This is a genomic window from Roseomonas mucosa ATCC BAA-692 (genome assembly GCF_000622225.1).
Classification (GTDB): Bacteria; Pseudomonadota; Alphaproteobacteria; order Acetobacterales; family Acetobacteraceae; genus Roseomonas; species Roseomonas mucosa.
In genome coordinates, this window is the sequence record NZ_KK211413.1 from 18,222 (window position 1) to 33,184 (window position 14,963).

The window sequence follows — 14,963 nt, forward strand, 5'->3', positions numbered from 1 at the left end:
ACCCTTCCTCGGCCCCCGCTCACTCTCTCACATCACCCAGATGTCGCCCTGTCCCCAGGTCCACCAGCAGCCAACCCGCCGCAAACCAACACTCCCCGCTCCGCCAGGACGCCAGCCACGCATCCCTCCCCAGCACCTCGGCACCCAGGCACAACAGCCCAGACGCCTCCGCCCCAGTTCAAGCACGCACCAGCCCCCAGCCTCTCAAGGCCCGCCAGTCCACCGCCAGATCAGCCACGGTCCCACTCAAGTCATCCAGCAACCTCGTGCCAAATCACTCAAGCAAAACATCCAGGCTTCCTACAGTAAAACCCCTATTCACACCTTCAAGGAACAATTCCCGCCTCACAGCGCCGTCAATCCACCCAGATCGCCCTCCCTCCCGGAAAAGCCATCCAGCACAAATCAACAACACCCCTCAGGGGATCACAGCCCAGCGCCCCGTCAGCCCCTCAGGACCAACCGCGCCGTCCGTGGGCCGCCTTATATGGGGGGCAGCAAAACTGGTAAACCCCCCTCAGGCGATTTTTTCATCCCATCGTCACACGGCACCTCGGCGCCGGTCGCCCGGGGAGAAAATCTCCCCGGGCAGCCCCGTCACGCCGCGGAACGCTGCGCCTCGGCCGCGGGCCGGTCGGTGATCTCCAGCCCATCCGGGCCGGCCGTGACCTCGACCCGGCTGCCATCCAGCACCGTGCCCTCCAGCAACATGCCGGCCAGCCGGTCCTGCAGGTTCCGCTGGATGACCCGCCGCAGCGGCCGCGCCCCATAGACCGGGTCGTAGCCCGCCTCGGCCAGCCATTCCCGCGCCTTCTCGTCCAGCTCCAGCGCGATCTTGCGATCCGCCAGCAGGCTCCGCAGCCGGCCGAGCTGAATATCGACGATCGAGGCCATGTCCTTCCGCGCCAGGCGGCGGAACAGCACGATCTCGTCCAGCCGGTTCAAGAATTCCGGCCGGAACCGGCTCCGCACCACGTTCATCACCTGCCCGCGTACCAGGTCCACGTCCTCGTCGTCCGGCTGGGCGGCCAGGATCTCGGAACCCAGGTTGCTGGTCAGCACGATCAGCGTGTTGCGGAAATCGACCGTCCGCCCCTGCCCGTCCGTCAGCCGTCCGTCATCGAGCACCTGCAGCAGGATGTTGAAGACGTCGTCATGCGCCTTCTCCACCTCGTCGAACAGGATGACCTGATAGGGACGCCGCCGCACCGCCTCGGTGAGCGCGCCGCCTTCCTCATAGCCGACATAGCCCGGAGGGGCGCCGATCAGCCGGGCGACCGCGTGCTTCTCCATGTATTCCGACATGTCGATGCGCAGCAGTGCCTTGTCGTCGTCGAACAGGAAGCTCGCCAGCGCCTTGGTCAGCTCGGTCTTGCCCACACCGGTCGGGCCCAGGAACAGGAAGCTGCCGATCGGCCGGTTCGGGTCCTGCAGCCCGGCGCGGGCACGCCGCACCGCCTTGGACACCGCCTCCAGCGCCTCCTCCTGGCCGACCACCCGCTTGCGCAGCGCGTCCTCCATGCGGAGCAGCTTGGCCCGCTCTCCCTCCAGCATCCGGTCCACCGGAATACCGGTCCAGCGGCTCACCACCTGGGCGATGCTTTCCTCGGTCACGGCCTCGTTCACCAGCTGGCCGCCATCGCCCGCCTGGGCGATCTGCGCCTCCAGCTTGGGGATCACGCCGTACATCAGCTCGCCGGCCCGGCCATAGTCGCCCTTGCGTTGCGCCAGCTCCACCTCGGTCCGGGCGCGGTCCAGCTCCTCCTTGGCCTTCTGGGCACTGTTGAGCTTGTCCTTTTCCTCCTGCCAGCGCTGGGTCAGCGTGTTGGAACGCTCCTCCAGATCGGCGATTTCGCGCTCCAGCCGATCCAGCCGGTCGCGGGAGGCCGTGTCGGTCTCACGCCGCAGCGCCTCGCGCTCGATACGGAGCTGCATCAACCGGCGGTCGAGTTCGTCCAGCTCCTCCGGCTTGCTGTCCACCTGCATCCGCAAACGGGAGGCCGCCTCGTCCACCAGGTCGATCGCCTTGTCCGGCAGGAAGCGGTCGGTGATGTAGCGGTTCGAGAGCGTCGCCGCCGCCACCAGGGCCGAGTCCGCAATGCGGACGCCGTGGTGCAGCTCGTACTTCTCCCGGATGCCGCGCAGGATGGAGATCGTGTCCTCCACGCTCGGCTCGCCTACGAAGACCGGCTGGAAGCGGCGGGCCAGGGCCGCGTCCTTTTCCACGTACTTCCGGTACTCATCCAGCGTGGTCGCGCCGATGCAGTGCAGCTCGCCGCGCGCCAGGGCAGGCTTCAGCAGGTTGGCCGCGTCCATCGCGCCATCCGCCTTGCCCGCGCCCATCAGCGTGTGCATCTCGTCGATGAAGAGGATGACCTCGCCCGCCGCGGCCTCGATCTCCGAGAGCACGGCCTTCAGCCGCTCCTCGAACTCGCCGCGATACTTGGCACCGGCCACCAGCGAACCCAGGTCGAGCGCCAGCACCTGCTTGTTCTTCAGCGCCTCCGGCACGTCGCCGTTGACGATGCGCAGCGCCAGTCCCTCGACGATCGCCGTCTTGCCGACGCCCGGCTCGCCGATCAGCACCGGATTGTTCTTTGTCCGCCGCGCCAGCACCTGGATCGAGCGGCGGATCTCCTCGTCGCGCCCGATCACCGGGTCGAGCTTGCCTTCCCGCGCGGCGGCGGTCAGGTCGCGCGCGTACTTTTTCAGCGCGTCGAAATTCTGCTCGGCGCTCGGGCTGTCCACGGTGCGGCCCTTGCGGACCTGCGTCACCGCGGCCTCCAGCGCCTTGACCGTCACGCCTGCCTGCTTCAGCGCCCGCCCGGCGGCGGTGTCGCTGCCGGCCAGGGCGACCAGCAGCCGGTCCTGCGCCACATAGGCGTCGCCCGCCTTGGTTGCCTGCTGCTGCGCGGCGTCCAGCACCCGCATCAGCTCCGGCGTCACCTGCGGCTGGCCGGCGCCGCTGCCCTTCACCACGGGCAGGCGCGCCACCTCGGCATCCACCTCCCGCTTGGCGGCAACGGGATCGGCGCCGGCGGCACGGATCAGCCCGGCAGCCGCGCCTTCCTCGTCGTCCAGCAGTGCCTTGAGCAGGTGCTGCGGGGTGATCTGCTGGTGGAACTCGCGGATCGCGATGGTCTGCGCGGCCTGCAGGAAGCCGCGGGCGCGTTCGGTAAGCTTCTCGATATCCATCTGTTATGGCCCCTCCTTTGAGGCGACCGGCACCCCCATCCCTATCAGGCAATGGGGGCGCCGCTGCTGCCTCCGATGTGGTAACGCTCGAAGAGGGAGTTCAAGAGGTTAGCCGTCATGCGCATCGAACATCTCTATCGCTACCCGGTCAAAGGGCTGAGCGCCGAGAGCCTGGAGGAGATCATGCTCGCGGAGGGCGAGGTCATCCCGCATGATCGCCGCTTCGCCCTGGCGCAGGGGGACGCGCCCTTCGACGAATCGGCGCCGCGCTTCCTGCCCAAGCAGAACTTCGCCTGCCTGATGGCCAATGCCCGGGTGGCCCTGCTGCACAGCGCCTTCGATTCCCGCCCCGGCTTCCTCGTGATCCGTGGTCCTCAGGGCGGGGCGGCAGGCGAGGGCCGACTCGCCGCCTCGACGCACAGCGCGGAAGGCCGCGCCGCCATTGCCGATTTCATCACCCGGTTCCTGGGCACGGAGGCGCGCGGCCAGCTCCGGTTCGTCGAGGCGCCGGGCCACGCCTTCACCGACCAGAAGCGCAAGGGCATCTCCCTGATCAACCTCGCCAGCCTGCGGGCGCTGGAACAGGCAATCGGCCGGCAGCTCGACCCGCTGCGTTTCCGCGCCAACATCTATTTCTCCGGCCTGCCCGCCTGGGCCGAGTTCGGCTGGCTGGGGCAGGAGGTCCTGCTCGGCGGCGCACGGCTGGAGATCTTCAAGCGCACGGTGCGCTGCCCGGCGACCCAGGTGGACCTGGAGACCGGCGAGCGGGACTGCGACGTGCCGCGCCTGCTGCGGGAACATTTCGGCCATGCGGATCTGGGCGTGCATGCCGCCGTGCTGGAAGGTGGCCGGGTGGCCGCGGGCGATTCCCTGGAGCCGGTCTGAACCGCCCTCCCCTCGCCGCGCCGCGAACCCATGGGGATCAAGGGGATGGGCCGCGGTGCCGGTTCCGGTCGGCTGCCCCGTCCCGGGACCTGGCCTCGCCTGGCGGGAAAACCGGCCTCCCGTGGCGCCCGGCCGGCGCGCCCCGGAACCGATCCGCTTCCCGATCCGTTCCCGGGCCGCCACGAAAACGCCGCAATGCGGCCCTGATGGCGTCCAGAGACGAGGTGCAACTGCGTCCTGTTGCACGGCACCATCGTGCAGGACGAAACCCGGCGGACGGTTCTTCGCTTATGCGAAATGACCGCCCGGAGTCTGAGGCCAGCCCGGCCCGTGGCGGCTTCCGAACCTCGCCAGCGGCCCTGTCCTGTACCGGTCCGTAACGAGGAGAGACTTCGAGAATGCGTATCGCCCAGGTGGCCCCGCTGGCCGAGGCCGTGCCCCCCAAGCTGTACGGGGGAACCGAGCGTATCGTCTCCTACCTGACGGAAGAACTGGTCGCGATGGGGCACGAGGTGACCCTCTTCGCCTCCGGCGACAGCATCACCAGCGCCAATCTGGAAGCGGTCGTGCCGGTGGCCCTGCGCCTGGACCCGGAGTCGCGGGACCCGGTCTCGCCGCATGTGCTGGCGGTGACGCGCGTGGTGGACATGCTCGACCAGTTCGACATCGTGCATTTCCACATCGACCATTTCCAGCTCCCCGTGATGCGGGAGCGGGACACGCCCTATGTCACCACCTTCCACGGCCGGCTCGACCTCAAGGAGTTGCAGCCGCTGATGGACGCCTATCCCCGCGCGCCCTTCATCTCGATCTCCGATTCGCAGCGCCGCCCGCTGAAGAACGTGAACTGGGCCGGCACCATCCTGCACGGCCTGCCGAAGGACCTGCTGCCGATGGGCCAGGGCGAAGGCGGCTATCTCGCCTTCCTCGGCCGCATCTCGCCGGAGAAGGGTCCGGACGCCGCGATCCGGATCGCGCGTGCCGCCGGCATCCCGCTGAAGATCGCCGCCAAGGTGGACCGCGCCGACAGGGACTATTTCGACGAGGTTATCCGTCCGATGCTGGACGGCCCGGGCGTCGAGTTCATCGGCGAGATCAACGAGCAGGAGAAGGCCGCCTTCCTCGGCAAGGCCCGCGCCCTGCTGATGCCGATCTGCTGGCCCGAGCCCTTCGGCCTGGTGATGATCGAGGCGATGTCCTGCGGCACCCCGGTGATCGCCTTCAGCCACGGCTCCGTGCCGGAGGTGATCGATCCCGGCCGTTCCGGCTTCATCGTCCATGACGAGGTGAACGCCGTGGCCGCCGTGAAGCGCCTGGGCGAACTGAGCCGCCACAAGGTCCGCGCCTGCTTCGAGGAGCGCTTCACCGCCCGGCGCATGGCGGAGGACCATCTTGCCCTCTATCACGGCATGATCGCCCAGCAGCGCCCGGCGGTGCTCCGGGCCGTCTGATACGCTTGCGGATCGGCGCATGTCCCCCTGGACAGGCGCCGGCCGCTTCCGGGAAACTCCGCCCCGCAAGCGGAAGTTGAGGCAGTCCGGTGGGGTCGGACTGCCTTTTCCGTTCCTCCACGGTGTTTCCGCGGCCTCCGGGCCGAGGAAACTCGGGCTGCGTCCCGTGCGGCGTCCCTCTGCCGGGGCGTGGCCGGGCCTGGCTCCGGAACGGCGCTTCCGCAGACAGCAACAGGGGCAGAGACAGCATGAACGACTCGCCGGCGCCATCCGTCGTCAACACGGAAGGGGAATGGGCGATCGCCGCCACCGCCGCCACGGCCCTGAGCCTCTACCGGCCTCGGACGCTCAAATGCGGCGACACCTTCCTGGTTCTGGACCACTACGGCGATGCCCAGGCGATCGGGAACACGGCGGAGGGCCTGTTCCACGACGATGCCCGCCACCTGTCGCGCATGTCGTTGCGCCTGGGCGGCATCCGGCCGCTGCTGCTCTCCTCGGCGGTGAGCCAGGACAACGCGCTGCTCTCCATCAACATGACCAATCCCGACCTGCACCTGACCGACGGGACGGTGCTGAAGCGGGACACGCTACATCTGCAACGGAAGATGGTCCTGGGCCCGGGCGTGGTGCAGGAACGGCTTTATGTCGAGAATTTCGGCGACAAGCCGCTGAGCTTCGAGATCTCGCTCACCCATTCCGCTGATTTCGCCGACATCTTCGAGGTGCGCGGCATGAAGCGCGCCCGGCGGGGCGAAAGGCATCCTGTGGCGAAGACCGGAGCCGGGATACGCCTGGGCTATACCGGGCTGGACGGCGTCACCCGCCAGACCGAACTGACCTTCGAGCCCCGGCCGGCCCGCCACCAGGGCCGCGAGAGCATCTGGCTACTCGCTCTGGAGCCCGGCGAGTCCTGGCATCTCGCCGTGACCATCCGCTGCCTCCGCAGCGACCGGGCACCGGAGCCGGTGCCGGATTTCGACATGCTGCTGGACGACCTGCGTCGCTGGACCATGCGCCGGGTGGAGGAGCGTGCCATGGTCCATACCTCCAACGCCGCCTTCAACGACTGGGTCCACCGCTCCCAGGCGGACCTGGCCATGCTCACCACCAGCATGCCCCAGGGCCCCTTCCCCTATGCTGGCATCCCATGGTTCTCCTGCCCCTTCGGGCGGGACAGCCTGATCTCGGCGCTGCAATGCCTCTGGGTGGACCCCTTCCTGGCGCGCGGGACGCTGCGCTTCCTGGCGGCGCACCAGGCGGAGACGCTGGACCCGAAGCGGGACGCCGAGCCGGGCAAGATCCTGCACGAGATGCGCCGCGGCGAGATGGCAGCGCTGGGAGAGGTCCCCTTCGGCCAGTATTACGGCTCGGTCGATTCCACGCCGCTGTTCGTGGTGCTCGCCGCCGCCTATGCGGAGCGCAGCGGCGACCTCGCGACGATCCGCGAGATCTGGCCAGCCGTCGTCCGGGCCCTGAGCTGGATGGAGGCGCATGGCGGGTCGGGCGAGGACGGGCTGCTGCGCTATGACCGGCGCTCGGTGAACGGGCTGGTCAACCAGGGCTGGAAGGACAGTTTCGACAGCGTCTTCCACGCCGACGGCCGCCTCGCCGATGCGCCGATCGCGCTGATCGAGGTGCAGGCCTATGCCGAGGCCGCCTGGCGCGGAGCGGCGCAGCTGGCCGGCCTGCTGGGTGTGGAGGAGGAGGCCGCGGGGGGCTGGCTGGCGCGGGCCGGCGCCTTGCGGGAAACCGTGGACCGTCTCTTCTGGTGCGAGGAACTGGGAACCTATGCCCTGGCGCTGGACGGCGAGAACCGTCCCTGCCGCGTCCGCAACAGCAATGCGGGCCATGCCCTGCTGACCGGCCTCGCCCTGCCCGAACGGGCGGCGCAGCTCGCCGAGACCCTGCTCGACCCGCGATCCTTCTGCGGCTGGGGCATCCGCACCATCCCGGAGGGCGAGGCCCGCTACAACCCGATGTCCTACCACAACGGCAGCGTCTGGCCGCACGACAATGGGCTGATCGCCATGGGGCTGAAGCGCTACGGCATGAACGAGGCCCTGGAGCGGATCGCCAGCGGCCTCTTCGACACGGCGCTGGCCGTGGACATGAAGCGCCTGCCGGAACTCTTCTGCGGCTTCCCGCGCATCGATGCCGAGGGGCCGACCGCCTATCCCGTCGCCTGCCTGCCGCAGGCCTGGGCCGCCGCCAGCGCCTTCGCGGTGATCGGCGCCATGCTGGGGATCTCCTTCCGGCCGGAGATGCGGGTGATCCGCTTCGTGCACCCGGTCCTGCCGCCCTGGCTGGAGGAGCTGCGCATCGACAACCTGACGCTGAACGACGCCAGCGTCGATGTCCGGCTGCGCCGCCACGGGACCGACGGCAGCGTGTCGCTGAACGTCCTGGGCCGGCGCGGCCATGTCGAGGTGGCGGTCATCACCTGAGGCGCGCGGCCTCGTAGCCCGGCCTGCCCGGAAGGGCGGGCCGGATCGGAGTGACGGGCAGCCGGGGCGCCCAGCCCGGACGGACCGGGCCGTTACCGGGCAGGTATTACCGGGCAGGCATTACAGGACCGGCGTCACCGCGCGGCCGTCACTGGATGGGGTGGCGCGGCTCGTCCGAGGCGTCGTCGCTGTCGGAATGGCCGTTGAGGCCCTGTTCCTCGCCCTCGCCCGGCTCGCCGCCGTGGCCCTGGTCGTCGGGCCCGGCATTGTTCTGCCAGCGGCGCCGGTCGCCATTGCGCTCACCGTTCTGGCGTTCCGCGTTCTGGCGGTCGCCACCCTGGCGCTCGCCCGGCTGGTTCTGCTGCTGCGCCTGGGTCATGGCGTTCAGGATGCGGAAGTAGTGCTCGGCGTGCTGGAAATAGCTCTCCGCCATCACGTGGTCGCCGGAGCCGGTCGCGTCGCGGCCGAGCTGGAGATACTTCTCGAAAAGCTGCTGGGCGGTGCCCCGCATTCGCATATCCGGTCCGGAAGAGTCGAACACGTGGTTCCGGTTCATCGGCTGCTGGCCGCTTTGGCGGAAACCGCCGCCGCCGCCTCCGCCCTGTTGGCCGCCGCCGCCATGACGGTGGCCGCCACGGCCGCGCATGCGCTTCATATTCATGGGTGTCGTGTTCGCACTCTCATGCTGCAGCCGGCCGGGGGCATCTTCGTGCTCCGCCGGCTGGACTAGCGATGGTGGTTCTCTTCCCACGCGGCACGCCGGCTGGTGGATTTGCCACCTGAAGCGCCGAACGTGACAACCTGCTTACGCCTCTTGAGGTCCGCAGGGTCCGCCAGGGCAACCTAACGGCGCCATCCGGCCACGCCAACCCTTTTTTCGGGGCCATGGCGGGCAACCGGCACCCGGCATGGCAAAGGTGCCATGCGCCGCGCGGGAAACGAAGCCGGTTGCCGCATAGATAGGCAGGCCCGCCCGCGTTTTCCAGGGCCGTGGTCAAGGGGCCACGATCAGGGCGCGGGCGATACCGCCCAGGTCCTGCCTCGCCCCCGGCACCCGCAGCCCCGCATCGCGCATCAGCGCCGCGACCGCCGGTTCCTGCCCCTGCCCGAGTTCGAGCACGGCCCGGCCTTCCGGCGCCAGCAGCCGCAGCAGGCAGCCTGCCAGGGCACGATAGGCCACCAGCCCGTCAGGCCCGCCATCCAGGGCGGAAAGGGGCTCGTGCCGCGCCACCTCGGGCATCAGCCCGGCGATGGCCGCGCTTTCGATATAGGGCGGGTTGGACAGGATCAGGTCGAAGCGCCCCGCCAGCGCCTCCGCCCAGGAGCCGGCCAGGAAGGCGCATCGATCCCCGAGCGCGTTGCGGCGGGCGTTCCGCGCCGCCAGCGCCGCCGCCCCCGGCACCAGGTCCACCCCCACCCCGAAGGCCGCCGGGAATTCCGCCAGCGCCGCCAGCAGGATCGCCCCGGTGCCGGTGCCAAGGTCGAGGATGCGCCCCACCGCCGCCCGCTGCGGAAACAGCTCCAGCGCCGCCTCGACCAGGGTCTCGGTATCAGCGCGGGGGATCAGGGTGTCCGGCGAGGTCGCGAGGTCCAGCGTCCAGAAGCCCTGGCTGCCGGTGAGATAGGCCATCGGCGCCCCGTCGAGGCGCCGCCGGAGCATTTCCGCGAAAGGCGCGGCGGCCGCCTCCGGCACCGGGGCGCGCGGGTCGCGCAGCAGGGCCTCCTGCGTCACTCCCATGGCACGGGCCAGCAGCATCCGCGCCTCCATCCGCGGCTGCGGGATGGCGGCGGCGCGCAGATGCTGCCCCGCCCGGCACAGGAAGGCACCGACCGAGCCCTTCGGATCGGCGCAGGAGTCGCTCATTCCTCCGCCCTCATTCTCCCTGCGCCGCCAGGCGGGCCGCCTGGTCCTCGGCGGTCAGGGCATCGATCAGCTCGTCGAGCTCGCCCAGCATCACCCGGTCGATCTTGTGCAGGGTCAGGCCGATGCGGTGGTCTGTCACTCGCCCCTGGGGGAAGTTGTAGGTGCGGATGCGCTCGCTGCGGTCGCCGGTGCCGACCTGGGCGCGCCGGGCATCGGTGCGCGTGGCGTCGAGGCTGGTGCGCTGCGCGTCGTAGAGCCGCGCGCGCAGCACCTTCATCGCCTTCGCGCGATTCTTGTGCTGGGAGCGCTCCTCCTGCATCGCCACCACGACGCCGGTGGGCAGGTGGGTGATGCGGACGGCGCTGTCCGTCTTGTTCACGTGCTGCCCGCCGGCGCCCGAGGCGCGATAGGTGTCGATCCGCAGGTCCTTCTCGTCGATCTGCACATCCACCTCCTCGGCCTCCGGCAGCACCGCCACCGTCACCGTGGAGGTGTGGATACGGCCCTGGGTCTCCGTGGCCGGCACGCGCTGCACGCGGTGGACACCGGATTCGAACTTCAGCCGGGCGAAGACCCCCTGCCCCGCGATCTCGGCACTGGCCCCCTTCACCCCGCCCAGCTCGTTCTCGTCGTAGTCCAGCACCTCGAAGCGCCAGCGGCGCGACTCGGCATAGCGCTGGTAGGCGCGAAACAGCTCGGCGGCGAAGAGCCCGGCCTCGTCGCCCCCGGCGGCGGGGCGGATCTCCAGGATGGCGCTGCGCTCGTCGGCCGCGTCCTTCGGCAGCAGCATGAGGCGGATCTCATGCTCCAGCGCCGGCACGGCCTCCTTCTGCGCCTGGTACTCCGCCTCGGCCAGCTCGCGCATCTCGGGGTCGGCCAGCAGCGCCTCGGCCTCGTCCCGGGCCCGTTCGGCATTGCGCAGGGCGGTGACCTTCTCGACCAGCGGGTCGAGTTCCGAAAGCTCCCTGGTCAGCGCACCGATCTGCCCGCCATCGGCGGTGTTCAGCGTGTGGCGGATCTCCTCGGCGCGGAACAGGAGCCGATCCAGCTTCTCCGGAAGCGCCACGGTCAGCCCTCGCCCGCCTCCAGCAGCGCGGCGGCCAGCGCATCCAGCGGCACCTCCCGCTGCGTGCCGGCATCGAGGTCCTTCACCTGCGCCACGCCGCGCGCCAGCTCCTCCTCGCCGATCAGCACGGCGGCGCGCGCCTTCAGCCTGTTGGCCCGCTCCATGCGGCGCTTGGTGTTGCCCTTGTAGGCGATCTCCGCGACCAGCCCGCTCCGGCGCAGCGACTGCACCGCCGCGATCGCCGCTGCCTCGGCCGCCTCGCCCACGGGGATCACCGCCACCGGGCGCGGTGCCTCGGGGGCGCCCTCCATCAGCATGGACAGCCGCTCGATCCCCGCCGCCCAGCCGACCGAGGGGGTGTGCGGCCCGCCCATCTCCTCGACCAGCCCGTCATAGCGGCCGCCGGCCATCACCGTGCCCTGGGCCCCCAGCCGCTCCGTCACGAACTCGAAGGCGGTGTGGCTGTAGTAGTCCAGGCCCCGCACGATGTGCGGATTGACCCGGTAGGGCACGCCGAACCCGTCCAGGTAACGCCGCACCGCCTCGTAATGCGCCCGCGCCGCCTCGGTCAGGTGGTCGTGGATCGAGGGTGCGTCCGCCACCAGCGCCTTGTCGCCCGGGTCCTTGCTGTCCAGGATACGCAGGGGGTTCTTTTCCAGCCGCACCAGGCTGTCGGCGGAAAGGCTCCCCTTCCGCTCGGTGAAATAGGCCACCAGCGCCGCCCGGTGCGCCTCGCGGGAGGGCGCATCGCCCAGCGTGTTGATCTCCAGCACCGTGCCCTCGGCGATGCCCAGCTCCTGCTGGATGTGCCAGCCGCAGGCAATGGCCTCGGCATCCGAGAGCGGCTCCGCCGCGCCCAGGATCTCCAGGCCGATCTGGTGGAACTGCCGGTAGCGGCCCTTCTGCGGCCGCTCGTAGCGGAACATCGGCCCGGCATAGAAGACCTTGCGCGGCAGGTTGCCCTGGGTCAGCCCATTGGAGACCAGCGCCCGGCACACCCCGGCCGTGCCCTCGGGCCGCAGCGTCAGGCTCTCCCCGCCCCGGTCCGGGAAGGTGTACATCTCCTTGGAGACGACATCCGAGGTCTCGCCCAGCGAGCGCGAGAAGACCCGCGTATCCTCGAAGATGGGGGTCGCCCATTCCTCGAATCCATAGAGCGCCGCGACGCGATGCGCCGTGGCGATGACATGGTGGTGCCGGGCGAAATCCTCGCCGATGAGATCGCGCGTACCGCGGGCGGGCTGAAGCTGGGAGGCCATGATCGGGCGCAGTTACCACCGCTTGCCGCTTTGGGCGAGAGAGAGCGTGAAACGGCCTGCTCCGATGTTATCCAGTGCCCCTGGAATGTCCTGAACAGAAACCGGCGATTAGGCTCGCTGGAACCGAAAATCCTCGTCGCGGAACCTCCTTGCCGGGATCGCAAATGGACGTGCGCCCTTAAAGTTAAGCAAACATTGAAAAGCAACTCGTGGTTGTGTACCGTGATGACTCCCATAGGACGGCATGCTGCCTTTGGCATGAAGCCCGCCGCGACTGCACCCCGAAGCATGCCTCGGCATAATACCGCCTCGCCCCCACGCGGACCCGACCACCGGGCAGCCGCCACAGGCATTCGTGGTCAGAACAATTCCGGTGCCACGCCGTCACCCCGAACTTTCATGGCCGGGATGAAACCCGTAACGAGTGGAACGCCGTGGTCCACGAAAATTGCATGAAGAGCGATTTGATGTTCACATCTCAGGCACGTTTCAATATCGCCTTCTCCTCGGCACTGATCGGCGGCAACATCACGCCTTATTTTCAGCCGATTGTTTCCCTGGAGGAAAACAGAACCGTTGGCTTCGAGGTTCTGGCCCGTTGGCATGACGAAAAACAAGGGAACATTCCACCTTCCGTCTTTGTTTTCCATGCCGAAAAGGCCGATATGCTGGACGAGCTGCTCGATTCACTCATGCGCCAGTCCTTTGCCGCGGCGCAGGACTGGGATGGGGATTTCTACCTCGCCTTCAATCTTTCGCCAACACAACTCCAACATCCCCATCTGCCGGAACGCATCGCCAGCCTGGCGAAGGAGTTCGGCTTCCCCCTGGAACGGCTGCATATCGAAATCACCGAAACAGCCATTCTCGAAGACGAGAAGAATTCCAGGCGCGTCCTGGAACAGATCATCGCCATGGGCTGCGCCATTTCACTGGATGATTTCGGCACCGGCTATTCGAGCCTGACTTGGTTGCGGACCCTGCCATTCTCCAAAATCAAGATCGATACGAGTTTTGTCCGGTCCATGCTGGAACAGAAGGAAAGCCGGAAGATCGTGGCAGCGGTGGTCGGCCTTGGACAAAGCCTGGACCTTTCCGTGATCGCGGAAGGCGTGGAAACCCTGGAACAGGCCGAACTGCTGCAAAAGATCGGGTGTGGCTACGCCCAGGGCTATCTGTTCAGCCGCCCTGTCCCGGCCAATGCGGTGCCGGGCCTTCTTCGGGGCCCCGCCTCTGCTGCCTTCGCCACAGATCCCGCGAACCTGACCCTGGAACAACGGGCGCACCAGATTTCCGCGCTCTATGCTTCCGATAACATGTCGATCTGTTTCCTGGGGCTGGATTACGTCATCAAGGATGCCAGCCCCGTTTTTGCGAGGAATCTCGGCAGGCCGCTCGACGATGTCATCGGACGCCAAGTCAATGACGTGATGCCGGAGGGTGTGGGCCGGATCGCCTGGCTTCACTCCTACTGGGCGCGGAATCTGCCTGCCCCGGCTTATGAAAGAAAGCTGCCCGACGGCGGAACACACCTCCTTTTCATCCACCGGGTTCCCGATGAAGTCGGCGAACTGCTTGGTTACTCGATCATTGTCATCGACATCACCGAGAACAAGAAAACCGAGGAGGCCCTGCGCAAGAGCGAAGAACATTACCGCATCGCGGCCACTCTCAGTCCGCGGCTTTCATGGCAGATGGACGCCCAGGGCCAGATCGAAGCGATCGACGAAAGCTATGCCAGGATGATGGGCCTGGTACTCGATGATGTGCGGGGAACAAAATGGACGAACATAGTCCATCCCGCTGATCGCGACCGGATCAAGGCGTCCTGGGGGCGTGCCCTCAGCAACGGGAGCGTTTACGATGAGGAACTGCGTTACCGGATGCCCGATGGCAGCTATCGCTGGTTCCGCTCCTATGTCGCCCCGCAGAAGGCGCCTGATGGCACCGTGCTGCGCTGGTATGGCCAGAAGGAGGATATCGATACCAGAAAAATATCCCTGGATGCCCTGCGCGATCAGGAAGAGCAGTTCCGCTTCATCCTGGACAACTGCCCCCATCTCTTCTGGATGACGACGCCGGACGGCCAGATGACACGCGCAAATCCGCGCATCTTCCATCTGACCGGCCAGACCTATGAGCAGACGCGCAACCATGGCTGGCTGGATATCGTCCATCCCGAGCAGCGCGCCGCAGTCCGCGCACAGTGGATGGAGTGCCTGAGAACGGGCAAGGTCTATGATGTCGATTTCCAGGCCCGGCTCTCCGATGGCAGGTGGCACTGGATGCGCGCCTGGGGCGCGCCACGATGCGATGACGCGCGCAATATCCTCGGCTGGTATGGAACCCTCAGCGAGATCACGACGCCACGCAGCCCGGGCGCTCAACTTCCTGCCGTATCGCCGCTCCGGGCCTATACGCTCCACGATGAGCAGGAAAGCCAATCGCGGGAGATCGCGGCGCTCCCCAGGACTTGGAGCAGATGATGGACATGGACATGCCGGCTGGCAGTCCGTGACAGGCCGGAAAGGGCCGGTGCCGCAGCGGGTGATGTGTGACGTCGGGCCCCGAGTCCAGTGATCTGGACATGACGTGCCGAGGGACATCCATGCCGGACACTCTCTGCGAATGGGGCATGGCCGGGCTCCTCGCCCTCCATGAGCGGGCCGCGGCGCTGGTCATCGTCGATGTCCTGTCCTTCGTAAGCGCGGCGTGACCACCCTTCTTGATCTGGTCCACTGAGCCCGCGAGGTAGGTCGTCGCGGAGGTGTGGCGATGGCGCGATGGGTAGCGAGC

At 68.0% G+C, this 14,963-nt stretch carries 9 protein-coding genes; 4 read left to right on the forward strand and 5 right to left on the reverse strand.

Features of this window, described 5'->3' with window-relative positions; all coding sequences use genetic code 11:
- Window positions 1-597: 597 nt before the first annotated feature.
- Window positions 598-3,195, reverse strand: a complete 2,598-nt coding sequence (gene clpB / locus BT98_RS0121640; protein WP_019462982.1) for an ATP-dependent chaperone ClpB — start codon at window positions 3,193-3,195, stop codon at window positions 598-600.
- A gap of 117 nt (window positions 3,196-3,312) precedes the next feature.
- Here clpB and BT98_RS0121645 point away from each other — a divergent pair, with 117 nt between their 5' ends.
- The 3 genes from BT98_RS0121645 (at window position 3,313) to BT98_RS0121655 (ending at window position 7,978) form a co-directional block, all read left to right on the forward strand.
- A complete protein-coding gene (locus tag BT98_RS0121645; RefSeq protein WP_027297499.1) occupies window positions 3,313-4,080 on the forward strand; it encodes an MOSC domain-containing protein in 768 nt (255 codons plus the stop codon).
- Window positions 4,081-4,478: 398 nt separating this feature from the next.
- Window positions 4,479-5,531, forward strand: a complete 1,053-nt coding sequence (locus tag BT98_RS0121650) for a glycosyltransferase family 4 protein (protein ID WP_019462980.1) — start codon at window positions 4,479-4,481, stop codon at window positions 5,529-5,531.
- Between the two features lie 248 nt (window positions 5,532-5,779).
- Window positions 5,780-7,978: an amylo-alpha-1,6-glucosidase gene (locus tag BT98_RS0121655; RefSeq protein ID WP_019462979.1), complete on the forward strand. Its 2,199-nt coding sequence runs from the start codon at window positions 5,780-5,782 to the stop codon at window positions 7,976-7,978.
- Between the two features lie 148 nt (window positions 7,979-8,126).
- On the opposite strand, the gene BT98_RS28630 is transcribed toward BT98_RS0121655, so the two are convergent.
- The 4 genes from BT98_RS28630 to hisS form a co-directional block, all read right to left on the reverse strand.
- Complete coding sequence (locus BT98_RS28630; protein ID WP_390889540.1) at window positions 8,127-8,534, reverse strand: DUF4167 domain-containing protein; 408 nt, start codon at window positions 8,532-8,534, stop codon at window positions 8,127-8,129.
- A gap of 438 nt (window positions 8,535-8,972) precedes the next feature.
- A complete protein-coding gene (gene prmC, locus BT98_RS0121665; protein WP_019462976.1) occupies window positions 8,973-9,842 on the reverse strand; it encodes a peptide chain release factor N(5)-glutamine methyltransferase in 870 nt (289 codons plus the stop codon).
- A 10-nt stretch (window positions 9,843-9,852) separates the two neighbouring features.
- Entirely contained in the window at window positions 9,853-10,908 is a 1,056-nt protein-coding gene (gene prfA / locus BT98_RS0121670; protein ID WP_019462975.1) for a peptide chain release factor 1, read from the reverse strand.
- A 2-nt stretch (window positions 10,909-10,910) separates the two neighbouring features.
- A complete protein-coding gene (gene hisS, locus BT98_RS0121675; RefSeq protein ID WP_019462974.1) occupies window positions 10,911-12,167 on the reverse strand; it encodes a histidine--tRNA ligase in 1,257 nt (418 codons plus the stop codon).
- A gap of 452 nt (window positions 12,168-12,619) precedes the next feature.
- Between hisS and BT98_RS26375 the strand changes: the two genes are divergently transcribed.
- Window positions 12,620-14,653 carry an EAL domain-containing protein gene (locus BT98_RS26375; protein ID WP_051544374.1) on the forward strand — a complete coding sequence of 678 codons (2,034 nt, stop codon included), beginning with the start codon at window positions 12,620-12,622 and terminating at the stop codon, window positions 14,651-14,653.
- The last annotated feature ends 310 nt before the right edge of the window (window positions 14,654-14,963 follow it).